A 23,738-nucleotide genomic window follows, 5' to 3' on the forward strand; every position below is an offset into this window, starting at 1 on the left:
CTTTTCCTCCCTTCACATGAACCCACTGCCAATGTCGCGATACGTCGGGTCGTCCCAGCGCAGGCCCGCCTTCGCGTCATACAGATCGTTGTTGGTCAGCAGCACAAACTGATCCCCATAGAGGTCGGGGCGCACAGGCTCCGCCGCCTTTGTCTCCAGGAGCCTTTTCCGCGCCCTGATCGGCACCTGCACCAAATAGGGCTGGAGCTGGCGTGCGATGGCACTGGGGGAGGAGACAAAGGACAGGTCGCGCACCAAACCGGCGATCTTCGCCGCCGCCGGTTTGTAGGGCACAATGACCGGTGCCTGGGTATCGTCGATCAGGCGGAACAGCCGGGACACGGTTTCATAGGGGAACAGCAGCGTGTCGGCCCGGTCATGCAGCATTTTCAGGATGTTATGTCTGTCCAGCGCCCCGGACAGCCCCTTCTTCCAGTAAAGTTCCTGGAAATAGGCACGGATGGCATCCAGACCCAGCGGGTCATCGGTGCGGGACAGCACCTGTGCCGCCGTCTGTGCAAAGACCTTCAGATCGGCGGGCGGCCCGTGCCCCTCTTCCTCGGTGGGATCGAACAGCAGGACGCGCCCGCCCTCTGTTCCCAACTCGCCATGCCGGTTACAGCGTCCTGCCGCCTGGGCCACGCTGTCCAGCCCGGCCAGAGCCCGCATCACCAGGGGGAAACTGATATCGACACCGGCTTCGACCAGAGAGGTGGCGACAACCCGCACAGGCCGCCTGTTCGCCAGATCTTCCCGAATATCGGCCAGCACCGCGCGGCGATGGTCGGCGCAGAGTGCGGTCGTCAGCAGGCGGGGTTCGTCATCTGTCGCGGTCTTCAGCGCCGTATATAAATCGGCAGCATGGCGTCGGCTGTTGACGATGGTCAGGCATTGCGGCTCTGTCCGCATGGCATCCACCAATGTCGCCATGTCGGGTCGCCCGGGCAGCATTTCCACCCGCACACGCTTCAGTTCCCGATACAGCCCCACCGGGTCCGGGGCCAGTTCGCGCACGCCGTCCAGCCCATCGGCGAACAGCTTGCTGCTGCTCACGGCGGGCTGCGTGGCGGTACACAGGACCAGGGTGCAGCCGAAATCACGGGCCAGCGCATCAATCAGCTTCAGGCAGGGGCGCAGCAGCGGTTGCGGCAGGGTCTGCGCCTCATCCAGGATGATGACGCTGCCCGCGATGTTGTGCAGCTTCCGGCACTTGCCGGGCCGGTTGGAAAACAGGCTTTCAAAGAACTGTACCGCCGTTGTCACCACCAGGGGCCGGTCCCAGTTCTCCGCCGCTAGCCGCGCCTTGGTGCCGCCATCGCGTCCCTCGGCGTCCTTGTCCCGCGCATCCTGCCAGTCGCGCGCCGGATCAAAGCCGCTGTGATGTTCCAGCACGGCGTCATCATCGCCCAGGGCCTTGCGGAACACATCCGCCGTCTGTTCCACGATGCTGGTGAAAGGGATGACATAGATCACCCGTCGCTTGCCCCAGCGGACGGCGTGGTTCAGGGCGAAGGCCAGGGAAACCAGCGTCTTGCCCCCGCCTGTCGGTACCGTCAGGCTGAACAGGCCCGGTTCCTGTTCCGCCTGCGACAGCACATGATCCAGAACGCGGGCGCGCAGCGCATTCACGGGGCCCAGGGCCGGATCGGCTGTAACATCGGCGCGTGCCCTGGCGGACAGCCCCTCCAGGTGCTCGGCCAGCCGGTCGCGCAACATCGCCACATCACTGTCACAGCCGCGCTGCACCTGCTGCTGGTTCAGGTGGGCGTAGAAAGCCTCTGTCGCCAGTCGGTCGGCATCGATCAGGCAGGAGAACAGCATCCGGCCCAGCAAGGAACGGCGGAAACCGCTATCCAGATGCTTCAAGGATTTACGAACCAGCTCTGCCGGCGGCGGCTCCACCCCTTCTGGCCAGCGCTTGTCACCCTTGAACCGCTCCAGCCGGCTTTTCAGGGGGGTCAGCTCGCCCTGAACACCATCGCCATCGGCAAGCCCTGCATGGTGCCCCGCGATACCGCCCGCCAGCAGCGGACCCCAGGTTTTCCCGTATCGGTCACAGGCGATGACAGCGCCCGCAGTGGAATGATCCGGGCTGGGCCCCTGGCCCTTGATGTAAAGCTGATAGGCCTCGGCCATCTTGCCGACATCATGGAGCAGCCCCAGTGCGCGGCCGGCCATCCCAAAACCAAACGGTGTCGCGAACCGCTGCGCCAGTTCCGCCACAGCCAGAAGGTGGGTTACCAGCGGCTCCCAGCTCTCATAATCCCCAGCGCGACTGGAATGGGCGTATAGCATCGCAGTATTGTCCCATTTAGTTGTCAATGATATATCTGAATTACCATTGTGTAAAGACGGAAATAAGCACGCCATTTGATCTTTGCCTAGCACCCCAAGCCATTTTCTAGAGAAAATTATGAGTCATTAGCCAGTTAGAGCGGAAAGGCCGATACTTGTTTGCGTCCGTTCTGTGGCTTGCCGCTCCATTATCGAAAGGTGCACCGCTCTTGTATGGACCAATAATATGCACGTGGTGCTTTGCTGACAGTCTGCGTTGATTGAGTAGTATACTTACTACTGCTGATACCCATCAGTAGGAGAATCCAAAATCAGCTAGATGAGCGACGCCAGCAGTGCAGAAGTTCCATCGATGATTGCCGTCACCGACGTGATGGTGTGGGAGTAAGGGAACATTCTGGACCAGGGTGTCCCCCGGTTATGAGCGTTGGACGCTGGGCTAGCAGGTCTGGATTCCTAGTGCTGCTGCCAAATCCCGCCCGTCCGCTTCCGGCTCCATGGCAGGCGCCAGCAGAAGGGTTACCGCAGGTCCAGCCGTGCTCCCATCCGCGTCGCCCGCCACTCCTGAAGACGGGTGCTCAGCATCAAGGCACATGGCGTGCCTGCCGCAGTCACTAAGGTAGCGAAGGTCACGCCAAAGACGATGGCGTTCGGAATCGCCATCCACCATAGCGTCGCCGGCGCATCCACCGTCACTGCCCGTTCCACCTCGTCGGTGTTCGTGCCCAGGCTTAGGGGCAGCAGGCCCAGCACTGTGTTCAGCACCTTCACCAGTACAGGCCGCAGCCGTTCCGCCCTCGGTGCGCAGGATGGTGTAAATCTTAATCAGCACCGACCGAGGTCTGTATGACCATCATTGCGAAAATGTCAGAGCCTGATCCGAAATTAAGTTAAGTAGTATCAGCGGGTTAGCTTGACAGCGTGCCCTATCGGTGATTCAGGGGTTTCGCCAAAGACAACCGTGTATCCCCAATGTGGACTGATACTACCCGCGCCCTTCATGCCCGCAACGGCCTCGCTTTGCCAAGTGATTTGACCGATGCGGAATGGTCTTTGTTGGAACCGCTTCTGCCTGCTGCGTCCGCCGTAGGCAGGCCACGCAAATGGCCGCTGCGCCGGATCATGGAGGCGATCCTTTATCTGCTTCGGGGCGGCCTGCCGTGGCGGATGCTGCCGCCTTGTTTCCCGCCGGTCTCGACGGTACGGCGCTGGTTCTACCTGTGGCGCGACAATGGTCTGTGGCTCACGGTCAACCATGTCCTGCTGATGGCGATGCGCGAGCAACAAGGCCGTGATGCCAGCCCAACCGCCGGTGTGATCGATAGCCAGAGCGTCAAAACCACGGAATCCGGCGGCCCGAGGGGATATGACGCCGGTAAGAAGATCAAAGGACGCAAGCGCCATATCCTCACCGACACCCAAGGCAATCTCGTCCATGCTCCCATCCACACTGCCGACATCCAGGACCGCGACGGGGTACCGCTGGTGCTGGCCGAAATCGTCAAACCCTTCCCATGGCTGCGGCACGTCTTCGCCGATGGCGGCTATGCTGGGGACAAGCTCAAAGTCGCCCTGCACCGCATCGGAAAATGGACCATCAACATCATCAAGCGATCCGACAAAGCCCAAGACTTCGAAGTCTTGCCGCGACGCTGGGTTGTCGAGCGAACCCTGGCTTGGCTCAACCGAAACAGACGGCTCGCAAAAGACTTCGAGCAGACCATCGCATCTGCAACCAAATGGTGCTTCATCGCATCCGTTCAACTCTTCATCCGACGGATCGCAAGGCTTTGATATAGATCAGATTATTTTCGAATCAGACTCTCAGGATCTGTAGAATTTTCCAGTATATTCTAATATCTGCGCGGACTTACTGTCTTAACTAGTGCTTTTTACGCAAATGATAATGTTGTAATTTATCATATAGAAGAACCAATTAATTATAATGCTACACTATTATATTCTGCCAAATATATTATGAAATCTGACTGATTGCATGAATTTACTTTGGCATTTTGATGTTGTTCGCAATATACCGCATCGATCAGGATAATATCCGCACTGTATTGAGCGGGGATACGGTGGTATGCTTGAATGCGTTGATATGAGGGATTGCTAGCGATGCAGAATGTATCTGGGTTGCTCGGAGCAGCAGAACATTACCGACGAGACAAGCCGGAACGCCATGCCGTGATTCTCGACCTGTCCGGATTGCTGCATGTGGATGACCCGGTCTTTCGGCGTATGCTGCGCCAGTGGCTGGTGGGCGATGAAAAGCCGACGGCTGATCGCACTAACGTCATTCTGTTCGATACGGGCAAGGACAAACTTGTCCTGTCCATTCCCGACAGCTTGCTGACGGAGCGGCGCCAGGCGCTGGGACGCGTAGCGGAGGCCTTGGCATCCCATCACCGGGGGGAGTTGCGGACGGCATGGTTCGATCTGTCGCGGCGGGCTGATGACTTCGCCGATGCGGTGCGCGATCTGGTCGAACAAATGGGCAGCGAGCAATACCCGGATGCGCCCCCGGCGGCAGACGCCCTGGACAAGTTCATGGAGATGGAGCGCACGCTGCACGCGGTCGATCTCTCTTCCCTGCTGCGTGAACAGATCATTTTCCGGCTGGATGATGAGCAGGGGCTGGTCCCCGTGATGGTGGAACGGACGGTTTCCATCGAGGCGCTGGACCGGCTGTTCACCACGCATATGCGGCGTGAACCCTGGCTGTTTGATCAGGCCACCGCCTTGCTGGATCGCCGTATGCTTTATGACCTGCTGCGGGATGATGCCGTCCATGCCCTGCCCATCGCCATTAAGCTCCATGCCGCCACGGTGGCGGGAGAGGAATTCCGGGAGATGACGGCCCGCTTTCCGGCCCGGCTGCATGGCAAGCTGGTGGTGGAGATGCCCTTTCTGGAATGGGTCGCCGACCGGGAACTGTACCGTAAGGCCCTCAATCAGGCGCAGGCGGACGAGGTTGCGGTTGCCGTTGATCATATCCCGGCCTTGGCTCCATCGGATACTGAGCTGCCGGTGGTGGATTGGTATCGCATCCCCTGGCTGGGGGATGATGGGGCACCGGTGGACCTGTCCGGCGGGATCGCCTGGCTGGGTCCGATGGCCCGCACCCGTTGTATCCTGACGCGGTGCCGGGATGATCAGGCGCTGGAGGATGCCCGGACCCTGGGGTTCCGGTATGTCGAGGGGGCAGCGGCCACCCGCGCCTATCATGACGGGCTAAAGGTCGGTGACGATCAGCGCCGGGAACGCACGGCACCCGGCAACGGCCCAAAGGATAAGGCAGGCGTAGAGCCGACGGAGGAGCCGGTCAAGCCATCCTCATGGTGGTCACGGCTGTTCGGCGGTGGCGGCCGGTCCGGCAGCTGAGCCTTACCGCGTCGCTGCACTGGCAGTTACAGCATCGGTATCGACAACGATTTCCACGCGCCGGTTTTCCGCCCGCCGCGCTGGATCACCCGTCACCGGGCGGCTGTCGGCAAGGCCAAGGGCACCCAGCCGGGCGGACGGAATGCCCATGCCGGCGAGGGCGCGCACCACCGCTGCTGCGCGTGCCGCCGACAGTTCCCAGTTAGAGGGGAAGCGGATGGTGCTGATCGCCAGATCGTCGCTGTGCCCCTCCACCGTGATGCTGCCTGGCAGGCTAGCCAGCGACGGTGCCAGTGTGCGCAGCAGATTGATCGCCGCCGGCTGCAATGTCGCGGAACCCGACGCGAACAGGATGCGCTCCCGCACCACGATGGTTACCTTGCGGTCCGTGGCGCTGATATCGACCTCCGGCGGAAGGCCCAGCGCCTCCAGCCGATCCAGCCATTGTTTGTTGCCGGGTGTCAGCGACGGGGGGGCTGGCAGGGCGGGCGATGTCGGTATGGAAGGTGCGGGCGCTGCGGCGCGGGCGAGTTCAGGCGGCGTCTGAACGGGTGGTGCCTGAGCCGTGACTTCTGGTTGCAACGCCGCTGTCACTGCCGTTGCTGCTGCACGTTCCGCCTCATTGGGGGCGGCAAGGCGGCCATCCATCCCCATAATAGCCAGCATGCCCAGGAACACGGTCATCAACACCGTGACCATGTCCATGTAGCTGATGACCCATTCCTCGCTCTCTTCTGCTGGTTCGGCGGAGCGGACGCTGGCGCTGCGGTTCCAGCGGGCCGCGACGCGCGCCCGGTCGGCGGCATCCCGGCGAGGGGCGGCTGCGACAGGGCGGCGTTCCGGCTCAGCGGCCACGGCCCGCCTCCTCATGCACATCCATCAGGTAGGTGGCGAGCGTTTCCTGAATGACCGAGGGGGACCGGTTAAGGTGGGCCAGAACCACCCCTTCCAGCAGGATGTTCAGTTGCGCCACATGCTCTGTTGTCCGCTGTTCAAGCTTTATGGCCAGCGGCTTGAAAACCAGATTGGCCAGGATCAGCCCATAGAGTGTGGCCAGCATCGCAATGGCCATCGACGATCCGATCAGGCCGATATCGCCGCCGCCCAGTTGCTTCAACATGCCGACCATGCCGGCCAGCGTGCCCAGCAGGCCGAAGGCTGGGGCGAACGAGGCCAGCACCCGGAAGAACCGCGACTGCGCCTGTTCAGCCTCCGCCTGTTTCTGGATGCGCCAGTTCATGACATGCATAAGGTCGTCCAGGGATGCACCATCGACCACCATCTGCAGGCCCAGCTTCAGAAAGGGGCTGCCTACCTTGCGCACGCGTTCATCGGCGGCGGCGATCTGCTTGCCATAAAGCAGCTTGGACACATCCAGCAGGTCCGCAACCTCCCGTTCCAGCCCCCCCGTTCCCCGAAAGACGGCGGCGATGGCGGACAGGGCGGCCCGGATCTCATCACCCCGGAAGGCCAGCAGCGCCACGCAGATCACACCGCCGCCGACGATGACCAGCCCTTCCTCGTTATAGAAGAAGCTGGCATCGCCGCTGGCATGGGTCACGAACCAGAGAAGGCCGATCGTGGCGAGAATGCCCAGAACGGATGTCAGGATGAAACGGGAAGAACCTGAACGGGCCATCAGAGAGAAACCATAAAAATTTATCTGCTGAATGAATATCACCGTATGCGATCAGCAACCATGATTCATCTCAATGTTGTATAATCCGCCGACCGGCCCAAAGATCGGCAATCTCCTGGCTGATACCGTCCTGGCGCGCCATGGAGAGTTGTACCGACAGCGACGCGCAACGGTCGCGGATACGTTCCCTGGCCCCTGTCAGGGTTGCCAGTCGGGCCATCTGTTCCGCGATATGATTGGCCAACAGCAGCCGCAGCAGCTGCGCCACGCGGTCCTGCCGACCTGCGGCGGCCAGCAGTGCCGGACCCGGCATCTGTGTCAGCAGGTCATGGCGGCCCGTCCGGCGCGGGAGCGGCGGCAGATCGGTCCGCACAATCTCATTTCCCTGCGGCGACAGCACGGCGATGCTGGCGCTGGCGGGGAGTGTATCGGCCAGCGACGCGGCCAGGGCCGGCAATGCCTCAACGCTGGTCGATGCCGCCCTGACCTCTCCCACAGGCCAGCGCCGGGCGCACAAGGCGGCCTCCGTGCGCGTGCCGACAACCAACGGGCACCACCCGTCGGGTATCGCTGCCGCGATGCGACCGGCAAGTCCGCCGGTGAAGCCGCCATCAGGTCCCAATACCAGCGTCACCACGCCTTCTGTCGCTGCTGGTTCGGGGTGCAGCAGGGCTATGACCTGCGCCGCCTCACCCGCATAGGCGTCAAGCGCGGGCAGAAGGGACAAGGCCTTCTGCTGCTTGGCCGCCGTCAGGGACCGCAGCGCCTCCACCACACCCAGAAGGGCGTTCAGCGTTGAAAGCCGGTATTGAAGGGCAGCCACGCTCATTCGGCGGCGTCCTTGGCCTTGGCGATGATGCGGCGCAGGGCTTCCAGGTCGGTCGGGTCCGTGCCGTCCACATGGGCCGCGATGGCATCGCGCACCCGTTCCACAGCGGTCAGGTCCAGCCCATCCGTCAGGTTCTCGTCATGGGCCAGCAGCAGGGCCACTTCCGCGCCTAAGCTGCGGGGTCGGCCCTGGCGCTGTGCCAGCAGCAGGCGCAGCCGTCGCCCCCGTTCCACGGTCTGGCGCGTGCGTTCATCCACCAGCCCGCCAAAGCGGGTGAAGGCCTCCAGTTCCAGAAACTGCGCATATTCCAGCTTCAGCTGTTCAGCCAGTTGCCGCAGCACCTTGGGCTGGGTCCGCGCCCCTACCCGGCTGACGGACCGGCCAACATCCACGGCGGGGCGTTGGCCCGACTGGAACTGTCTGGCATCCAGAACGATCTGCCCGTCGGTGATGGAAATCAGATTGGTGGGGATATAGGCGGACAGGTTGCCCGCTTGCGTCTCCACCACCGGCAGGCAGGTGAGCGATCCGCCGCCCGCCGCCGGTGAAAGTTTCGCCGACCGTTCCAGCAGGCGCGCATGCAGATGGAAAATATCACCGGGAAAGGCCTCGCGCCCCGGCGGGCGTTGCAGCAGCAGGCTGATCTGACGGTGCATGGCGGCATGCTTCGACAGATCGTCCAGCACCAGCAGGGCATGCCGGCCCGTGTCACGGAAGAACTCTGCCATGGTCATAGCCGCGAAGGGGGCGATCCACTGCAATCCAGGTGCTGCATCGGGTGCAGCGACAACGACAATGGCGCGCTCCATCAACCCCGCCATCTTCAGGCTGATGATGACATCGGCGACGGCGGAAGCCCGCTGCCCGATGGCGCAGTAGATGGGGACGATGTTGGTTCGCGCCTGCGCCAGCATGGCATCGACAGCGATACTGGTTTTCCCGGTGGCCCGGTCGCCCACGATCAGTTCACGCTGCCCGCGCCCGATCGGGTACAGGGCGTCGATGATGGTGGTGCCGGTCGGCATTGTCTCGGCCACGGTGCCACGGTCGGTCACGGCGGGGGCCGCCCGTTCGACCGGGTCCATGCGGTCGGGCACGGGGTCCGGCCCGCCGTCAAGCACCCGGCCCATCGGATCGATGACCCGGCCCAGAAGCCCGTTTCCCACCGGCACGCGCAGAACGCCCCCTGCCACGGACACGGGATCGCCGGCCTTGATGGCATTGCCATCGCCCAGCAGCAGACAGCCCAGCCGGTCCTGATCCAGGTCCAGTACCAGACCGGGCACGCCGCCCGGCAGGATCAGCATGCCGTCCGCCGACGCATTCTCCAGCCCGCTGATCAGGGCGATGCCGTCACCAATATGGCTCACACGACCGCGTTGCCGCCAGCCGGGCGGCGGCAGCGGATCGGCAACCAGCCGGTTCCGCTGTCGGCCCGTCCATTCCGTCAATGCCAGGGAGAGTGTGCCGGTCATGCTTGCAGCCCCTCACGCGCCGCCGTCAGCGCAGCGCGCCAACTATGCTCGATAAGGTTATGGGGCGCGGACAGTTCCACCCCGGCGATCAGGTCAGGATCGACCACCCATTCCACCCGGTCCGGTGGCAGTAAGGACAGCAGCGCCTGATGCCGTTCCTCCGGCCAAGGGCGGGCAATGGTGAGGGTTATCGCTCCATCCAGGCCCAGCAGTGCCGCCTTCTGGTCGGGCTGCATACCCGCCAGTTCGGTGATCAGGGCAGTGGCGAAGACTTGATCCGCCACATCCGGCTGCGCATCGGTCAGCAGACGCGTTGTGAGGGTCACGGCCAATTCGCCCGCCCGCACGGTCAGCTCCGCTTCGGCCTGTCGCCGTTCTGAGTTGATCCGGTCGGCTGCCGCCTGCCGCAACGCGTCCGCCGATTGCCGTGCGGCATCCAGGATGCGCCGCCGCTCCGCCTCTGCCGCCTCATGGGCCTCGGCCCGAAGGCGGGCGGCATCGCTGGCAAGGGCGACCCGGTCGGCCGCGACGGCATCCCGCGCCGCCTGTGTCTCGGCCAGGGCGCCTTCGGCGTCCCGCCGCCTTGCCGTTTGCGCTGCCTCCCGCCGGTCGATGGCGGCCAGCACAGGCCGGAACAGGAACCGCCGCAACAACAGGACAAGTGCCAGGAAGTTGACCAACTGCAACGCCAGTGTCGTCGGGTCCAGATGCATGGCGTCAGCCCACGAACGGATTGGCGAACAGCACCAGCAGGGCGATCACCAGGCAATAGATGGCCGTCGTTTCGATCATCGCCAGCCCCACGAACAGGGTCCGGGAAATGGTGTTGGCGGCATCGGGCTGGCGGGCGATGGCGTCCAGGGCGGCGGCAACCGCCCGTCCTTCCGCCAGGGCGGGGCCGATGGCACCGAAGCTGACGGCCAGGGCGGCGGCCAGGATACTGATCATCTCAATGGTCATGGGGTCAGCCCTTCTCAATAGAACCGATGGCTCCGCCAATAAAGACGGCGGCCAGAATGGTGAAAATGTAGGCCTGGATCAGGCCCAGCAGCGCCTCCAACGCCATCAACGGCACCGGCACCAGGAACCCCGCCAGCGACAGCACAATGGCGATGACGAATTCCCCGCTCATCACATTCCCGAACAGGCGCAATATCAGCGACAGGGTGCGGGTCAGTTCCGACAGCAGGTTCAAAGGCAGCATCCACCAGCGCGGATGCGCAAAGCTGCCCAGATAGGCGCGCCAGCCGCGACGGTAAACGCCCAGCACATGCACCGACCCGAACACGGCCAGACCCAGGGCGATGGCCGTTTCCAGATGCGCCGTCGGTGCCCCCAGACCCGGTACCAGCCCCATCAGGTTGGCGGTCGCGATGAACAGGAACAGCCCGCCCAGCAGCGGCACAAAGGGGCGGCTGTCGGTCTGCATGACCTGATCCAGCTCAGCGCGCAGCAGATCGACAATGGCCTCAATGGCCGTACCCAGCCGCCCCGCCCGTTCGGTGGCAACGCGGGCCGACAGGCCGATCCCTACAAGCGTCAGCAACAGGCTGCACAGCAGGGCATGGAGTACAGGCCAGGTGATGGGGAAAGGACCCAGGGCAAAGGCAATCGGCGCGTCGAAAGGGGCTGAAAGCTCCATCACGCCCTCCCATATCGCCGTATCAGTGGGGGGCGCACCAGCAGAAAGCCAGCCAGGACCGCCAACAGCGGCAGGGCGCCCCCGATCAGCACCACCCCCAGCAGTGTCGCGGCGACACCGCCCAGGCGTCCAAGATGCAAGGCCGCCGCTGCCATTGCCTGCCCGGTTGCGTAAAGGCGCGTGTTCAGCGCCAGCAGGCGGAAGAACAGCCAACCCAGGCCGGCCCCTGCGACCAGGCCAAGGGCCGCCCCGATCCAGGTTTCAGTCATCATGATGCCCCTCATCAATACGCCGCCATGCCGCCCAGCAGCCCACGAACACGCCGGTGAACAGCAGCGATAATGTCCAGAACCGGCCATCGCTCGTCCGATCCAGCCAGCGGCCCAGGAACAGGCCCGCAAGCGGCGGCAGGACAATCAGCCAGCCCAAGGTGCCGATCAGCGCCAGGGTCGCCCCTGTCCCGCGCCGTTTCTCCGCCACCGCCCGGTCCTGGTCGCGTTGCGCGCGGCGGATCGGGTCGATGAGATCGGGGTCGCTCATGCGTCACCCGCCTTGTCACTGGTGACACTGTCCAGAAGGTGATGCACCAGAGCTGCATGCAATGTGCGCTCCTGTGCCGCGCTTTCGCGTTGCCGGTGCAATCCCGCCGCTTTCTCTGCCGCCACCCGCGCGGCCAGTGGGGCCAGCTCCGACCCCGTGGCCGCATCGGGACTGGTCACCCGCACGCCATCACGGTCCACCCGCAGCATGCCGCCTGCAACAGCCGCATAGAGCGTTGCCCCATGTTCCGTGCGCAAGGTCAGAACGCTGGGTGGTAGGGCCGTCAGGAAAGGCGCATGACCCGGTCTTATACCAAAGGCCCCGCTCTCATCCCGTGCTGAAATCTCGGAAATGTCCGTTCGGTCCAGGATGGTGACCAGGGGTGTCAGGATATGCAGTCTCATCCTCTCCCTCCTCCGGTTTCCCGCGCATGGGCGTCGGCCAGTGTGCCGGTCATGTAGAGAGAGGATTCGGCCCAGCCATCGGTATCGCCATTCAAGATGGCCTCGCACCCGGCCAACGTGTCCTGAATATCGACGCTGACACCCTGGCGGCCCGTGAAACCGCCCGTGACATGGAAGGGCTGGGTCAGGAACCGCAGCAGACGGCGGGCCCTTGCCACCACCTGCCGATCCGCCGCCGACAATTCATCCACGCCCAGCAGGGCGATAATGTCCTCCAGCGCACGGTACTGTGCGATTGCTGCCCGTACCGCAGCGGCCACCCGGTAATGGCGTTGTCCCACCAGATCCGGGTCCATCAGGCGGGTGGAGGATGCCAGAGGATCAACGGCGGGATAAAGCCCCTCCGCCGCCACGGCACGCGACAGCACGATGGACCCGTCCAGATGGCTGAACAGCTCGGCCACGGCGGGATCGGTGAAGTCATCGGCGGGGACATAGACGGCCTGGATGGACGTGATGGCGGCACCCGCGACCGAGGCGATGCGTTCCTGCAGCATTCCGATCTCGCCCGCCATGGTCGGCTGATATCCGACGCGGGCCGGCATATGGCCCAGCATGCCGGCAATCTCCGCGCCCGCCTGCACAAAGCGGAAGACATTATCCATCAACAGCAGCACGTCGCGGCCCATGACGTCCCGGAAATATTCCGCCTGCGTCAGGGCCGTGAGGCCTGCACGCCAGCGCGCACCCGGCGGTTCCGCCATCTGTCCCAGCACCATGACGGTGCGTTCCAGAACGCCCGACCCGCGCATATCCTCCAGCAGTTCTGCCGCCTCCCGCGACCGTTCTCCGATACCGGCGAAGACCGACAGGCCGTCGTCACGCTCTACAACCGTGCGGATCAGTTCCATGATCAACACGGTCTTGCCAACGCCAGCACCGCCAAACAACGCCGTCTTACCGCCGCGTGCCAGCGGGGCCAGCAGGTCGATGATCTTGATGCCGGTCCATTGCGGTTCCAGCCGGGCAGTGCGCCGGGACAGCGGCGGGGACGGCTGATGAATGGACCGAAGCGGCAGATCGGCGGGCAGCGGGCCGAGCCCATCCAGGGGGCGCCCCACAACGTCGATGACCCGGCCCAGAAGCTGGGGGCCCACCGGCACCGACAGCCCGCACCTCGTGCGACAGGCTGTGTCGCCCCGCGTCAGACCGGCGGTAACATCCAGGGCCACAGCCCGAACCATATCCGCCGAAAGATGCGCCCGAACCTCCGCCGGTATCGTCCCCCGGACAAACAACATTTCGTCCAGGCAAGGCAAACCGTATGCGAACTGAATATCCAGCACTGACCCATGGATGGCCTGAACTTTTCCCAGGTAGGGATTGGCGACGGTCATGATTGTCTGATCTCAACAGTATCAGCGACAACGATACGCTAATGCGGATCCGACACCGGGTAACTGACACAGGTCAATGTGGCGACGATTTGCCCCGCAAATGTTTGGAATGACAGAGGGTTGTTTAGCAAATTTGGTCTGCCGTGCGCGACGTGGCAGAAACGGTGTTTTTATCGACCATTGCTTTGAGCCCCGCATTTCGGTCCAACTGACACTAGCTTCGATCCCCTCGAGAGGACCGGAGCAACAAGCGATCGAGGTTCACGGAAGAGTAGTTCATCGGCGTGCTGCATGACCGGGAGGCCGGCGGTACGGGATCAGTTCGGCTACGTGCTACGCATGGAAGGAGAGGTGCGGCGGCAACGTCCATTGGTCGCTCGATTTCGTGCGCGATCAGATGGCGGCCGGCCAGCGGTTCCGTGTCCTCAACGTCATCAACGATGTGACCAAGCAGTGCCTCGCGACGATCTCCGACACGACGCACGCGGGAACCGCAAGGGGGCGGGGGGCCGCACTTGGCGGTATGACAGCCGCAACACACTGACGGGGGCCAACGCCCCCGGCATGGCGGCGGCCTTTGACTTTACCTCGATGGCGGGCACGCCTGGAAACAAAGGCGTCACGACTTTGTAACTGGAACTGGAGGAGATCGAGTGGGGCAGGTACCACCCCGCCGGGACGCTCAAGGAACGCACCATCCGTGCCTCGGGTGCTGGCGGTGCCGTGGTGGCGGTCCACAGCCCCACGGGCGGCCTGTTCTGCCTGCTGCCCAACCGCCAGGGCGGTGTCATCGGCTGGCGGCACCCAGACGGCAAGCTGGGCGAGGCATTATCGTGTATCAGGCAGACATCACCTCGGTGTGGATCAACTCGTCACGGCAGTTGATCCATGGACGTACCCTTCTGTCGGGCCAAATTCGGCCGCGATGGAGGATGTCATGGGACGTTCAGCGTTTGATCCTGGCGCGAAAGGAAACAAGCCGTGGAATGCCGGTCGGCGGATCGGTGCCAAGCGCGCACTGAAACCACAGCAGGTCTGGGCCATCCGTTTCTGGCTGGACCACCAGCAGCGGGTGCGAGACCGCGCTCTGTTCGATCTGGCTATAGACAGCAAGCTACGGGGTTGTGACCTTGTCCGGATGAAGATTGGCGACATCGTTCGGGGTGGGGAAGTCCGCTCCCGTGCCCTGGTTGTTCAGAAGAAAACGGGGCGGCCTGTTCAGTTCGAACTGCTGGAGACAGCCCGCAAGAGCCTCCAGGCTTGGCTGGAACGTCGATGCGGGTCAATCAATGACTATGTCTTCCCCCCAGCCGGGTCGATCATGCAAAGCACATCAGTACCCGCCAGTATGCGCGCCTCGTTGAGGAATGGGTAATCGGGATCGACCTACGCCGCGAGGATTATGGAACCCATTCCCTGCGAAGGACCAAGGCTGCCCTCATCTACAAACAGACAGGCAACCTGCGCGCCGTGCAGATTCTGCTGGGCCACACCAAAATCGAGACGACGGTGCGCTATCTGGGTGTCGATGTCGAAGACGCATTGCAACTGGCGGAGACGACGGAGATATAGCGAGTGTGTCTGAGGCGGGAGCCGCCAGGGCGGGCGGGAATGTCCGGAAACTACCCTCCAGACGCGAAAACCCGCCCGTCCGCTCACGGCCCCGTGTCCGCCGTCTAGCCCATCACCCCTAAACGCGCACACGCCTCCATATCAGCTTCGCTGAGTCACCATCACCGCACCAGAATAAGGCGGCATTGATCGGCCCTGGCAAAGCTGGATCATCAACACGTACCTGCAGGTACGGCTGCGGACTATTGTCATTAGTTTGTGCCTCCCAGGCATCCCCAATGTGATGGGGGCCAAGTAATAGACGGTAGGCCGGTGCGGAAGGATTGTCGCGGCTATCGTTCGGGACCAGACGCACCTTGGCATTGATGGTGAGGGTACGGATCGTTCCAGCCCAACCGCCCTCTTTGGTCTGAATGAATCTGCCAATGGTGGCCATGGATCAGTCCTCAGTTTCTCGCGGGAGGCGGCCTACTTCCGGGGCGTCTCCAAGGCGTTTTCGACGTCCACCGTTGTCGTGGGCGAAAGGACGGTCATCCTTCTGGGCTCTGGCATAGGCACGGTCGCTATCCAGGAAAGCGCCCAGCATGTACGGGATCAGATCGGCCACCGGCTCGGCCGCGCCATAGGTTTCCCGGTAAAGGGCAGCATAGGATTGCAGCCGCTGGTGCAGTTCCGGATTGAGGATGACGGTGAGCTTTACCGGCGTTCGATCGGGGAGCTTGGGGAGCTTCAGCATGGGTCAGCCTCCACGGTAGGGCGACAGGATCAGGTCGCGGCGCACAATAACGCGCAGGGGCCAGCCAGGGCGGACGGTCAGTTTTGGCTGGATATCGAGGTTGCGTTCAACCAGACGCTGGCTAGCGCGGTCGGCATTTTGCTGGACGGACTCCCTGACGGCTCGAACCAAGTCGCTTTCCTGCTGTCCAAAGGTCAGTTCAGTGCCGGCACCCAGCAGCGTCGCCATGGCAATGCCCTTCAGCAGGCGGCCTGTGTGGAAATCCACCTCGTCGGAGAGGCCGGACCGGCCTTGGGTGTCGCTGGCGGGCAGGTTGTCCAGTAGCAGGGATGAGCCATCGGGCCGGATCAGGCGTTGCCAGACCAGCAATGCACGCTCCTGCCCAAAGCTGACACGGCTGTCATAGGTGCCGATCAGGCGCGAGCCTTGGGGGATGAGCAGAATCTGGCCGGTGACGGTGTCGTAGACATTCTCGGTCACCTGGGCTGCCACGGTGCCCGGCAGGTCGGAATTGAGCCCAGTCACCAGGGCCGCCGCGATGATGCTGCCCGCCATGATCTGATAAGGGGACGCTGGTTGCTGTTCGGTGTGGGGGTTGTAGATCCCTCCCGCGTCGGGGCGAGCCAGGAAGTCGAGCTTTCGCTGCGGCTCATCGGGTGTGGCTGCTTCAGCAACAGAGACCGGGGCACTTGGATTTGCCGCATTCTGACTTTCTGGAATGGCTGGCCTCGTTTTCGGTTCTGTGCGGATGAACAGACCGGATTGACGGGCTTGGTTGATCTGGACCTGCTCCGGGCTTGGCTGATTGACAGGTGCAGCGGGTGACCATGGCGTGCTGCTCGCCTGTCGACGCTGCTGCTCCAGGATAGGGCGGCCCAGGTCACCGGGCAGCGGTGGCCCCAGCAGCGGGGTGTCGGGCTTGACCTGACTGTAGTCGGTGGGCAGTCCGGCCAAAGCTTCCGGTGCCGGTGGTTTAGACGGCTGGGCCAACTCCTGGCGCTCGACGTCGGGTTTACCGTACGGGCTCTGGAGCGAAAGCATGGTCAGTGTCAAGATGGCACTGGCAGCGATGCCGCTGCCGCCAATGATCACCCCCCGTCGCAGGCGCAATGCCCGGCGCGGGGCAGCGCGCAGTTCCAGCTTTTCGGGTGGTTGCTTGGCTTCGGGTGGGGCCGTCGTCATGATGGCCTCCCATCCGTGCGTTCGATGCGCACCACTTGCTGCGGCTCGATGCCCAGGCGCAATCCGCCGCAGCGAAAAGGCGATCGACGATGTAATGTCGCCCGCGGACGCGGTAGTTCACCAGCTGTGCCTCTCCCTGAGGGCCGATGACAAACAGGGGTGGAGCTTCGCCCTGATCCAAGCGGTCGGGGAACTCGATATAGACCTTGGCTCCATCGTCAAAGACCCGCTGCGGCCGCCAGGGCGGATTGTCACCGGTGATGGCGTAACGGAAGTGCAGGTTCTCCAGCGACAGGCCGGTGGCGACAGGCAGCGTTGCAGGGCCAGTAACTGGTCCTGCGGATAGGTCCAGGACAGCGAGGCCATGGCTGTCTGTGGGGTGCTTTCCAGCAGCAGATGATAGGCGCGGCGGTCGGTGGTGATGACCAGGTTGGTGGTGAGGCTGGCAGCAACCGGCTTCACCAGCACATGTACTCTGCTGGCCTCCCCTGCCCCGCTGCTGGTGTCACCAATGATCCAGCGCACCGTGTCGCCAGCGGAAACGGCCACCAGGGCTTCGCCCGGCTGGAGGGCGATATCGGTCACCCGTTCCGGGGCGGCATAGAGCCGGTACAGAGCCCCCTCGGTATAGGGATAGACCTGCATGGCGTTAAGATAGCCGCTGCGCGTGGGCTCCAAGGTGGCCGCCTTGTTGGCGTCGGTGACGCGCTGGGTCGGGGGCCTGTTGTCAGGTGTCACGCCCGTTGGTGCAGTTGGCAGCGGCTGCAACTGACCGGGCAACGGCAAGGGGATGGGTTTCTCGACAATCTGCACCGGCAACGGCGCCTCGGGTTCAACCGCCGCAGCCTGGAAATCGCTGCTGTCATAGGCGATGGCGGGTGGCTTCTTGGGTTGGCCGGCGCAGGCGGAGAGCATCCCGGCCATCAGGACCGGCAGGATCAGCTTGGTCATGGCGTGTTCCTTGGCGTGGGTTGGGTATCGAACTCCCGCGACCAGTCAATGGCGGTGATGGTGACGCCCAAGGGGTTGCGGGCCAGGGCTTCCGGCGTGCTGGGGGGGCGCAGGCTGACCGCCAGGATCGAGATCCAGCGGTCGGTGCGGACCAGACTGCCGCGCTCGAAATGCTGCTCGGTCCATTTGACCTGGAAGGATTGGTCAGAAGCGCGAACGATGCTGGTCACCTGCACCGTGACGCTGTTGGTGCCGATGCGGCTGAAGGGATCGGTGAGCTTGGCCTGCTCATTGAGGAACAGGGCCGCGCGGTCGGCAACGAAATCATAGGCCGACAACCAGTTCTGCCGCACCAGCACGGGATCGGTGGAGAGTGACCGGACATTGCTGATAAAGCGCCCCAGATAATAGGCGACCTGGGTGTCGGTGGGCTGGTAGGCGCTGGTCGCTGGTGCCACGGCACGGGCCTCGCCCAGCCGGTCGATCTCCACCACATAGGGAATGATCCGGCTTTGGCCCGATTGCCAGGCCACGATGCCCGCCAGCCCAACGGCCAGCCCCAAGCACCCGAAAGCCATCAGCCTCCAGTTCCGGGCCTGGACGCGGACGCTGCCAATCCGCTCATCCCAGAGCTGGGCTGCCTTCTGGTGGGGTGTCACCGGGTCCGGCGTGGTGCCATAGCGTTGCAGGGTGCGCTTGAACATGGTCAATCATCCTTCTGATCAAGGGACGGGGCAGCGCTGCCGCCGGATCGGTCCCCATCCTTGATGGCCTGTCCGGTGCTGTGGCGGCGGGCGCGGGCCGCCTGCTCGGCGCGCAGCTTGCGGGCCCAGGCGGGGGCGTTGTCGGTGGAAGCTGGCGATGCTGCACCTATCCCCTCTCCGCCCGTCTCAGGCAAAGGCTCGGGGTTGGCGGCCTGGCGACCGGACTGAAAGGCCTCGCGCAATGGTTCGGTCATGCGGTGACCGGTATCCTTGGCCTTGCGCAGGGTGGCCTCACCGGCGGCACGGGCCATACCGCCTCCGCCAGACTGTCCAGCGGCCTGGGCGGACTGGTAGGCACCGGTAGCAGCACCGCCGAGACTGGCCCCTGCGCGCACGGCGGCCAAACCAGCCCCGCCGGCCAATCGAGCACCGGCGACGGCGGCACCGCCCGCCAGCAAAACCGTTCCGGCGGCTACCCCGGCGGTCCCAAGTGCAGCACCCGCGCCGAGTTGGGGTGCGCCAGACACCAGCCCAGCGGCAATACCGGGACCAAAGATGCCCAGCCCCAGCAGCGCCAGGGATGCCAGCACCATGGTCATCGCCTCATTGATGCCTGGGACCTTGCCATTCAGCGCCTCCGTGAATTCTCGAAAGAAACTGGAGCCGATGCCAACAATCACGGCCAGGACCATGATCTTGATGCCAGATGAGATGACATGGCCCAGCACCCGCTCGGCCAGGAAGGCGGTCTTGCTCCACAAGGCAAAGGGCACCAGCACGAAACCAGCCAGCGAGGTCAGCTTGAATTCCACCAAAGTGATGAAGAGCTGCACCGCCAAGATGAAGAACGCGATCACCACGAAGAACCAGGCCAGCACCATGATGGTCAGGTTCAGGGCATTGCCGAAGATGTCAGGGAAGCCCAGCATGGTGCGGGCTTGATCCAGCAGCGGATGGGCCGCCTCAAACCCCACAGCCGCCAACTGTCCCGGATGCAACAGGTCACTGGCCGAGAGACCGGAATTCCCCGCGCGCAACCCAAGCTGCGCAAACGAGCTGTAAACAGCCTCTGACAGCGCCTGGAAATTGCCCAGGACCAGCGCAAAGAAGCCGACATAGAGCACCTTGCGGATCAGGCGCGGCATCACATCGTGATGGCCGTCCATGGCCCAGAACAATCCGACCAGCACCATGTCGATGGTGATCAACGTAGCTGTCAGGTAGGTGACATCGCCCGACAGCAGCCCAAAACCGCTGTCGATATAGCGGATGAAGGTTTCCGTGAAACGGTCAATGATGCCGATGTCGCCCATGATGGTTTTCCTCAGCGGCTATAGGCGTGACCGTCGCCCAGAAACTGCCGGGTGCGTTCCCGCGCCATGGCATTGGCCTCGGCAATGGCCGCCTGGGTTTCGGCATCGGCGCGGTACTGAGCGGCCATTAGGCTTTGCAACTGCATCTGCTGTTTGATGGAGAGCGCCAAAAGCTGGTTGCCCGCCTGCTGGGCCTGCAAACTGCCGGCAGCCCCCTGGCTACGATTGACCAGATCGGCCAGTAACGGCGCATCGGCCTGGATCGCGGTGACGATGCCCGACTGGACCCGCATAGTATGCTGGTACGCTGCCCTGGCGCTGTGCAATTGGATGTCGGCCTGCTGCTCCAGGCTGGCAGCATCGGCATCGCGGTAAGTACCGGGGTAGGTGCGCTGCCAGGCGGCATCACTGCCGGCAAGGTCAAAGCCGATGCTGTCGGCCTGGATCATCAGCCCGTCGATGCGGTTTAAGGCGCTGGTGATCTGACCCAGCGACGAATAATCCAGCCGCTGAAGCTGCCGGGCCATGTTCTGCAACATGGTAGCCTGATTTTGCAGGGTCTGTATTTGGTTATTGATCTGCTCCAGGGCACGGGCGGCCTGAAGCACATTCTGGGCATAGTTGGCGGGGTCATAGACGGTGAAGGCTTCGGCCCTGCCGATGACCAGGGTAACGGCCACCAGGGCCGCGAACAGCTTGGCGCTCATGGTTGGGTCTCCTCAGGGATTCGATCCAGAAGCTCAGCCGCCCAATCCAGGCCTTTGGCGCGTAGCCAAGGGGCGGCAAAGCCCAGTCCGGCCTCAGCCACAACCTTGCCGATCAGCACTTGGGAGGAGGGATCGGAGGCCGCACAAAAGGCCTTGGCCACTGGCCCCAGCCCCAGTTGGAACAGCCGGTTGCCGCGCCTGGATTGCAGGTAATAGTCCCGCTTGGGCGTGGCCTGGGCGATAAGGCCGATCTGGCGATCATTCAGCCCAAAGGCCGCATAGACGGCCCTGGCTTGCGGTTCGATGGCGCGGTCATTGGGCAGGACGACCCGCTGTGGGCAGCTTTCGATCAGGGCCGGCGCGATACTGCTCCTAGCGATATCGGCCAGCGACTGGGTGGCGAACAGCACCGCGACGTTGCGCTTGCGCAGAACCTTCAGCCATTCCCGGATACGGGCCGCAAAGGCGGGATTGTCGAGATAGACCCAGGCCTCATCCAGGATCAGCAGGGTGGGTACGCCCGTGAAGCGCTCCTCCAGCCGATGGAAAAGATAGGTCAGGACCGGCAGCACGGCACTCGTCCAGTGCAGCAGCGCCTCCATCTCGAAGCACTGCACGGCGGACAAGTCCAATCCGTCGGATGCGGCGTCCAGCAAGGCGCCGTGCGGCCCTTCAAGCGTGTAGGGCTGAAGGGCGGCCTTCAGCGGGTTGGATTGCAGCAGCAGGGACAGGCCGGTCAGGGTGCGCTGCTCTGGCGGTGCCCCGGCCAGACTGTTCAGCGCCGACCAGACAAGGTCCTTGATCTCCGGCGACACCGTGACCTGTTCATGCTCCAGCAGGCCCGCAATCCAATCGGCGGCCCAGGCCCGCTGGTCAGGATCGTCAATGCGGCGCAGTGGCTGGAAGGACAGATCGCCCGTCTGCCCCAGCGCATGGTGGCGACCACCCATGGCCAGAGTGGCGGCACGGGCGGAATTGCCCTTGTCGAAGACATAGACCTGGGCACCGGGATAGCGGCGGAACTGCATGGCCATCAGCGCCAGCAGCACCGATTTGCCCGCCCCCGTCGGACCCACCACCAGCATGTGGCCGACATCGCCGACATGGGTGGAAAAGCGGAACGGTGTCGCCCCGCTGGTCTCGGCCTGGAACAGCGGCGGGCCATTCAGGTGCCCATTGCGGGCCGGCCCTGCCCAGGTCGCCGACAGCGGCATCAAATGGACAAGGTTCAGGCTGTGAACCAGCGGTTGGCGGACATTGGCATAGACATGGCCGGGCAGGCTACCCAACCAGGCTTCCACGGCATTGATCCGCTCTGGGATGACGGTGAAGCCAAGCCCCGTCAGCACCCGTTCGACGGCGGCCAGCTTATCGTCGGCCGCCTGCGGGTCTGTATCCCAGACGGTAACGGTGGTGGTCAGGTGACCATAGGCGACATGGTCGGCACCAAGGGATTGCAGCGCCGCATCAACATCCATCGCTTTGTTGTCAGCATCGCTGTCCAGCAGGGCCGAGGGCTCATTGGTCATCACCTCGCGCAACAGCGCGCCGATGGATTTGCGCTTGGCGAACCAATGGCGGCGCAACCGGTTCAGAGCGCGGGTGGCCTGCTCGTTATCCAGCGGAATCCAGCGGGTGACCCAGCGATAGGGAAAGTCCAGATGGTTCAGCCCATCCAGCATGCCAGGGCTTGTCTGGTTGGGGAAGCCCAGCACCAACAGGACACGCAGATGCCGATCACCCAGCATCGGCTCCAGTCCGCCCAGCAGGGGCGTATCCACCAGCAGCCCGTCCAGATAGAGCGGGACGTCCGGCACGGCGACAGGATGCCGCCGGGTGGAAATGCAGCCGTGCAGGTAGGTCAGCGTCTCGGCATCATCCAGATCATGCTGTTCAGGCAGGATGGTTTGCAGCAGCCCCGCCAGCCGGAAGAATTCCTGCTGAAACTGATCCAACTCCCGCCGCCAGTCACGACGGCCACCCGTTGCCTGCCCCCCATCCAGCCAGGCATTGCTGGCGCGGGCTTGAGTGTCGGGCGGCGGCAGATAGAGGATGGTCAGGTGGTAGACACTCTCATAATGGCTGCCCGCCCGTTCAAACCCGGCCCGCCGCTCCTGATCGACCAGCCAGGAGGCGGCATCGGGAAAGGTGCTGTCGGGATAGTCTGATGCCGGCACCCGTTCGGCCTCAAAGAACAACGCCCAGCCCGATCCCAGCCGTCGCAGGGCATTGTTCGTGCGGGCGGCCAGCGCCACCAACTCGGCCTCGGTGGCGGAATCCAGGTCCGGCCCGCGATAGCGCAGGGTGCGCTGAAAGCTGCCATCCTTGTTCAGCACGGTGCCGGGGGCGACCAGCGCCGCCCAGGGCAGATGATCGGCCAGCCGGTCGGGCCGGGGGCGATATTCACGCAAGCTCAGCATGACCAGCCTCCTGCTTGGCGCAAATGGCGGGCCAGAATGGCGGCGATATGCGGATCGCGGCGGCTGACCAACACGGCGAGGCTATGCCCGCCGAGCGCCAACAACAGACCCGCCAGCCATTGCTGAAGCCCCAGGCCGATGGCAGCGGCGATGGTGCCATTGAGGATGGCCAATGCACGCGGGGCACCGCCCAGCCGGATCGGCTCGGTCAGTGCCCGGTGCAGTGGCACGGTGAAGCCTTCGGGCAGGTCCTTCATGGCAGCAGCGCCCCGCCGCCGAAGGAAAAGAAGGACAAGAAGAAGCTGGAGGCGGCAAAGGCCACCGACAGCCCGAAGACGATCTGGATCATCCGCCGGAAGCCGCCCGACGTTTCCCCGAAGGCGAGGGTCAGACCCGTGGTGATGATGATGATCACCGCCACGATCTTGGCGACGGGGCCTTGGACGGAATCCAGGATGCGCTGGAGGGGATCCTCCCAGGGCATGCCGGAGCCGGCGGCCTGTGCCGGCAGCGCCAGCAGCATGGCCATGCCGGCAAAGGCCAGG

Annotated in this window: 26 protein-coding genes and 3 pseudogenes; 5 read left to right on the forward strand and 24 right to left on the reverse strand. The window is 63.7% G+C overall.

Features of this window, described 5'->3' with window-relative positions:
* Positions 1 to 12: 12 nt before the first annotated feature.
* Together C0V82_RS20465 and C0V82_RS20470 are read right to left on the reverse strand one after the other, a co-directional pair.
* Positions 13 to 2,295 carry a CRISPR-associated helicase/endonuclease Cas3 gene (locus C0V82_RS20465; protein WP_102114224.1) on the reverse strand — a complete coding sequence of 761 codons (2,283 nt, stop codon included), beginning with the start codon at positions 2,293 to 2,295 and terminating at the stop codon, positions 13 to 15.
* 519 nt (positions 2,296 to 2,814) lie between these two features.
* On the reverse strand, positions 2,815 to 3,066 hold the full coding sequence (locus C0V82_RS20470; RefSeq protein ID WP_102114225.1) for a hypothetical protein: 252 nt from the start codon (positions 3,064 to 3,066) through the stop codon (positions 2,815 to 2,817).
* Positions 3,067 to 3,267: 201 nt separating this feature from the next.
* Here C0V82_RS20470 and C0V82_RS20475 point away from each other — a divergent pair, with 201 nt between their 5' ends.
* Both C0V82_RS20475 and C0V82_RS20480 read left to right on the forward strand, forming a co-directional pair.
* Positions 3,268 to 4,089 (forward strand): IS5 family transposase, encoded by an 822-nt coding sequence (locus C0V82_RS20475; RefSeq protein WP_102114226.1) that lies wholly within the window; start codon positions 3,268 to 3,270, stop codon positions 4,087 to 4,089.
* 327 nt (positions 4,090 to 4,416) lie between these two features.
* The gene (locus C0V82_RS20480) at positions 4,417 to 5,682 is read left to right on the forward strand and encodes a hypothetical protein (protein ID WP_158660091.1); all 1,266 of its coding nucleotides are present in this window, start codon (positions 4,417 to 4,419) and stop codon (positions 5,680 to 5,682) included.
* A gap of 3 nt (positions 5,683 to 5,685) precedes the next feature.
* Here C0V82_RS20480 and C0V82_RS20485 read toward each other — a convergent pair whose 3' ends face one another.
* The 11 genes from C0V82_RS20485 to atpD form a co-directional block, all read right to left on the reverse strand.
* Positions 5,686 to 6,537, reverse strand: coding sequence for an OmpA/MotB family protein (locus C0V82_RS20485; RefSeq protein WP_158660092.1), 852 nt, complete (start codon positions 6,535 to 6,537; stop codon positions 5,686 to 5,688).
* Positions 6,527 to 7,321, reverse strand: coding sequence for a motility protein A (locus tag C0V82_RS20490; RefSeq protein WP_102114229.1), 795 nt, complete (start codon positions 7,319 to 7,321; stop codon positions 6,527 to 6,529). Before C0V82_RS20490 ends, C0V82_RS20485 begins: the two co-directional genes overlap by 11 nt.
* 70 nt (positions 7,322 to 7,391) lie before the next feature.
* Positions 7,392 to 8,150, reverse strand: coding sequence for a F0F1 ATP synthase subunit gamma (locus tag C0V82_RS20495; RefSeq protein WP_102114230.1), 759 nt, complete (start codon positions 8,148 to 8,150; stop codon positions 7,392 to 7,394).
* Positions 8,147 to 9,625 (reverse strand): F0F1 ATP synthase subunit alpha, encoded by a 1,479-nt coding sequence (locus C0V82_RS20500; RefSeq protein WP_102114231.1) that lies wholly within the window; start codon positions 9,623 to 9,625, stop codon positions 8,147 to 8,149. The genes C0V82_RS20495 and C0V82_RS20500 overlap by 4 nt, the downstream gene beginning before the upstream one ends.
* Positions 9,622 to 10,338 (reverse strand): F0F1 ATP synthase subunit B family protein, encoded by a 717-nt coding sequence (locus C0V82_RS20505; RefSeq protein WP_102114232.1) that lies wholly within the window; start codon positions 10,336 to 10,338, stop codon positions 9,622 to 9,624. The genes C0V82_RS20500 and C0V82_RS20505 overlap by 4 nt, the downstream gene beginning before the upstream one ends.
* Before the next feature lie 4 nt (positions 10,339 to 10,342).
* Complete coding sequence (locus C0V82_RS20510; RefSeq protein WP_102114233.1) at positions 10,343 to 10,585, reverse strand: F0F1 ATP synthase subunit C; 243 nt, start codon at positions 10,583 to 10,585, stop codon at positions 10,343 to 10,345.
* 4 nt (positions 10,586 to 10,589) lie between these two features.
* On the reverse strand, positions 10,590 to 11,267 hold the full coding sequence (gene atpB, locus C0V82_RS20515) for a F0F1 ATP synthase subunit A (protein ID WP_102114234.1): 678 nt from the start codon (positions 11,265 to 11,267) through the stop codon (positions 10,590 to 10,592).
* Positions 11,267 to 11,539, reverse strand: a complete 273-nt coding sequence (locus C0V82_RS20520) for an N-ATPase subunit AtpR (protein WP_158660093.1) — start codon at positions 11,537 to 11,539, stop codon at positions 11,267 to 11,269. The genes atpB and C0V82_RS20520 overlap by 1 nt, the downstream gene beginning before the upstream one ends.
* On the reverse strand, positions 11,529 to 11,807 hold the full coding sequence (locus C0V82_RS20525; RefSeq protein WP_102114236.1) for an AtpZ/AtpI family protein: 279 nt from the start codon (positions 11,805 to 11,807) through the stop codon (positions 11,529 to 11,531). Before C0V82_RS20525 ends, C0V82_RS20520 begins: the two co-directional genes overlap by 11 nt.
* Positions 11,804 to 12,211 carry a F0F1 ATP synthase subunit epsilon gene (locus C0V82_RS20530; protein WP_102114237.1) on the reverse strand — a complete coding sequence of 136 codons (408 nt, stop codon included), beginning with the start codon at positions 12,209 to 12,211 and terminating at the stop codon, positions 11,804 to 11,806. Before C0V82_RS20530 ends, C0V82_RS20525 begins: the two co-directional genes overlap by 4 nt.
* Positions 12,208 to 13,608: a F0F1 ATP synthase subunit beta gene (gene atpD / locus C0V82_RS20535; protein WP_102114238.1), complete on the reverse strand. Its 1,401-nt coding sequence runs from the start codon at positions 13,606 to 13,608 to the stop codon at positions 12,208 to 12,210. The genes C0V82_RS20530 and atpD overlap by 4 nt, the downstream gene beginning before the upstream one ends.
* A 361-nt stretch (positions 13,609 to 13,969) precedes the next feature.
* Between atpD and C0V82_RS20540 the strand changes: the two are divergent.
* From C0V82_RS20540 to C0V82_RS27555, 3 genes and pseudogenes are all read left to right on the forward strand, one after another.
* Positions 13,970 to 14,098 (forward strand): annotated as a pseudogene (locus C0V82_RS20540) (IS3 family transposase); the annotation flags it as partial.
* Positions 14,099 to 14,545: 447 nt separating this feature from the next.
* Positions 14,546 to 14,983 (forward strand): tyrosine-type recombinase/integrase, encoded by a 438-nt coding sequence (locus C0V82_RS20545; protein WP_245924258.1) that lies wholly within the window; start codon positions 14,546 to 14,548, stop codon positions 14,981 to 14,983.
* Between the two features lie 5 nt (positions 14,984 to 14,988).
* Positions 14,989 to 15,078: pseudogene (locus C0V82_RS27555) on the forward strand (hypothetical protein); the annotation flags it as partial.
* 220 nt (positions 15,079 to 15,298) lie between these two features.
* Here the strand turns inward: C0V82_RS27555 and C0V82_RS20550 are convergent.
* The 11 genes and pseudogenes from C0V82_RS20550 to C0V82_RS20595 all read right to left on the reverse strand — a co-directional run bounded on the left by C0V82_RS20550 (position 15,299) and on the right by C0V82_RS20595 (position 23,722).
* The gene (locus tag C0V82_RS20550) at positions 15,299 to 15,616 is read right to left on the reverse strand and encodes a DUF736 domain-containing protein (RefSeq protein ID WP_102114239.1); all 318 of its coding nucleotides are present in this window, start codon (positions 15,614 to 15,616) and stop codon (positions 15,299 to 15,301) included.
* A gap of 3 nt (positions 15,617 to 15,619) precedes the next feature.
* Entirely contained in the window at positions 15,620 to 15,916 is a 297-nt protein-coding gene (locus tag C0V82_RS20555; RefSeq protein ID WP_102114240.1) for a DUF2274 domain-containing protein, read from the reverse strand.
* Between the two features lie 3 nt (positions 15,917 to 15,919).
* On the reverse strand, positions 15,920 to 17,026 hold the full coding sequence (locus C0V82_RS20560) for a TraB/TrbI/VirB10 family type IV secretion system protein (RefSeq protein WP_425438274.1): 1,107 nt from the start codon (positions 17,024 to 17,026) through the stop codon (positions 15,920 to 15,922).
* A complete protein-coding gene (locus C0V82_RS28000; RefSeq protein ID WP_425438275.1) occupies positions 16,929 to 17,450 on the reverse strand; it encodes a TrbG/VirB9 family P-type conjugative transfer protein in 522 nt (173 codons plus the stop codon). The genes C0V82_RS20560 and C0V82_RS28000 overlap by 98 nt, the downstream gene beginning before the upstream one ends.
* A gap of 26 nt (positions 17,451 to 17,476) precedes the next feature.
* Positions 17,477 to 18,049, reverse strand: a pseudogene (locus tag C0V82_RS28005) (TrbG/VirB9 family P-type conjugative transfer protein); the annotation flags it as partial.
* Positions 18,046 to 18,753 (reverse strand): conjugal transfer protein TrbF, encoded by a 708-nt coding sequence (gene trbF, locus C0V82_RS20570; RefSeq protein ID WP_102114242.1) that lies wholly within the window; start codon positions 18,751 to 18,753, stop codon positions 18,046 to 18,048. The gene trbF and the pseudogene C0V82_RS28005, both read right to left, overlap by 4 nt.
* 2 nt (positions 18,754 to 18,755) lie before the next feature.
* A complete protein-coding gene (trbL, locus tag C0V82_RS20575; protein WP_102114243.1) occupies positions 18,756 to 20,066 on the reverse strand; it encodes a P-type conjugative transfer protein TrbL in 1,311 nt (436 codons plus the stop codon).
* Positions 20,067 to 20,077: 11 nt separating this feature from the next.
* Entirely contained in the window at positions 20,078 to 20,773 is a 696-nt protein-coding gene (gene trbJ / locus C0V82_RS20580; protein WP_102114244.1) for a P-type conjugative transfer protein TrbJ, read from the reverse strand.
* Positions 20,770 to 23,193 (reverse strand): conjugal transfer protein TrbE, encoded by a 2,424-nt coding sequence (gene trbE / locus C0V82_RS20585; RefSeq protein ID WP_102114245.1) that lies wholly within the window; start codon positions 23,191 to 23,193, stop codon positions 20,770 to 20,772. Before trbE ends, trbJ begins: the two co-directional genes overlap by 4 nt.
* The gene (locus C0V82_RS20590) at positions 23,187 to 23,450 is read right to left on the reverse strand and encodes a VirB3 family type IV secretion system protein (protein WP_089290439.1); all 264 of its coding nucleotides are present in this window, start codon (positions 23,448 to 23,450) and stop codon (positions 23,187 to 23,189) included. The genes trbE and C0V82_RS20590 overlap by 7 nt, the downstream gene beginning before the upstream one ends.
* A complete protein-coding gene (locus C0V82_RS20595) occupies positions 23,447 to 23,722 on the reverse strand; it encodes a TrbC/VirB2 family type IV secretion system protein (protein WP_483870013.1) in 276 nt (91 codons plus the stop codon). Before C0V82_RS20595 ends, C0V82_RS20590 begins: the two co-directional genes overlap by 4 nt.
* Positions 23,723 to 23,738 lie beyond the last annotated feature (16 nt).

This window comes from Niveispirillum cyanobacteriorum (assembly GCF_002868735.1).
GTDB lineage: Bacteria > Pseudomonadota > Alphaproteobacteria > Azospirillales > Azospirillaceae > Niveispirillum > Niveispirillum cyanobacteriorum.

Bases quoted from the DNA above. Each gene is read 5' to 3' on its own strand.
- trbF (WP_102114242.1), bottom strand. From the start codon at position 18,753: ATGTTCAAGCGCACCCTGCAACGCTATGGCACCACGCCGGACCCGGTG.
- C0V82_RS20490 (WP_102114229.1), bottom strand. From the start codon at position 7,321: ATGGCCCGTTCAGGTTCTTCCCGTTTCATCCTGACATCCGTTCTGGGC.
- C0V82_RS20525 (WP_102114236.1), bottom strand. From the start codon at position 11,807: ATGAGCGACCCCGATCTCATCGACCCGATCCGCCGCGCGCAACGCGAC.
- C0V82_RS20510 (WP_102114233.1), bottom strand. From the start codon at position 10,585: ATGACCATTGAGATGATCAGTATCCTGGCCGCCGCCCTGGCCGTCAGC.
- atpB (WP_102114234.1), bottom strand. From the start codon at position 11,267: ATGGAGCTTTCAGCCCCTTTCGACGCGCCGATTGCCTTTGCCCTGGGT.
- C0V82_RS20475 (WP_102114226.1), top strand. From the start codon at position 3,268: ATGTGGACTGATACTACCCGCGCCCTTCATGCCCGCAACGGCCTCGCT.
- C0V82_RS20555 (WP_102114240.1), bottom strand. From the start codon at position 15,916: ATGCTGAAGCTCCCCAAGCTCCCCGATCGAACGCCGGTAAAGCTCACC.
- trbL (WP_102114243.1), bottom strand. From the start codon at position 20,066: ATGGGCGACATCGGCATCATTGACCGTTTCACGGAAACCTTCATCCGC.
- C0V82_RS20545 (WP_245924258.1), top strand. From the start codon at position 14,546: ATGGGACGTTCAGCGTTTGATCCTGGCGCGAAAGGAAACAAGCCGTGG.
- C0V82_RS20530 (WP_102114237.1), bottom strand. From the start codon at position 12,211: ATGAGACTGCATATCCTGACACCCCTGGTCACCATCCTGGACCGAACG.
- trbJ (WP_102114244.1), bottom strand. From the start codon at position 20,773: ATGAGCGCCAAGCTGTTCGCGGCCCTGGTGGCCGTTACCCTGGTCATC.
- atpD (WP_102114238.1), bottom strand. From the start codon at position 13,608: ATGACCGTCGCCAATCCCTACCTGGGAAAAGTTCAGGCCATCCATGGG.
- C0V82_RS20500 (WP_102114231.1), bottom strand. From the start codon at position 9,625: ATGACCGGCACACTCTCCCTGGCATTGACGGAATGGACGGGCCGACAG.
- C0V82_RS20590 (WP_089290439.1), bottom strand. From the start codon at position 23,450: ATGAAGGACCTGCCCGAAGGCTTCACCGTGCCACTGCACCGGGCACTG.
- C0V82_RS20465 (WP_102114224.1), bottom strand. From the start codon at position 2,295: ATGCTATACGCCCATTCCAGTCGCGCTGGGGATTATGAGAGCTGGGAG.
- C0V82_RS20550 (WP_102114239.1), bottom strand. From the start codon at position 15,616: ATGGCCACCATTGGCAGATTCATTCAGACCAAAGAGGGCGGTTGGGCT.
- C0V82_RS20480 (WP_158660091.1), top strand. From the start codon at position 4,417: ATGCAGAATGTATCTGGGTTGCTCGGAGCAGCAGAACATTACCGACGA.
- C0V82_RS20505 (WP_102114232.1), bottom strand. From the start codon at position 10,338: ATGCATCTGGACCCGACGACACTGGCGTTGCAGTTGGTCAACTTCCTG.
- trbE (WP_102114245.1), bottom strand. From the start codon at position 23,193: ATGCTGAGCTTGCGTGAATATCGCCCCCGGCCCGACCGGCTGGCCGAT.
- C0V82_RS20495 (WP_102114230.1), bottom strand. From the start codon at position 8,150: ATGAGCGTGGCTGCCCTTCAATACCGGCTTTCAACGCTGAACGCCCTT.
- C0V82_RS20520 (WP_158660093.1), bottom strand. From the start codon at position 11,539: ATGATGACTGAAACCTGGATCGGGGCGGCCCTTGGCCTGGTCGCAGGG.
- C0V82_RS20595 (WP_483870013.1), bottom strand. From the start codon at position 23,722: ATGGCCATGCTGCTGGCGCTGCCGGCACAGGCCGCCGGCTCCGGCATG.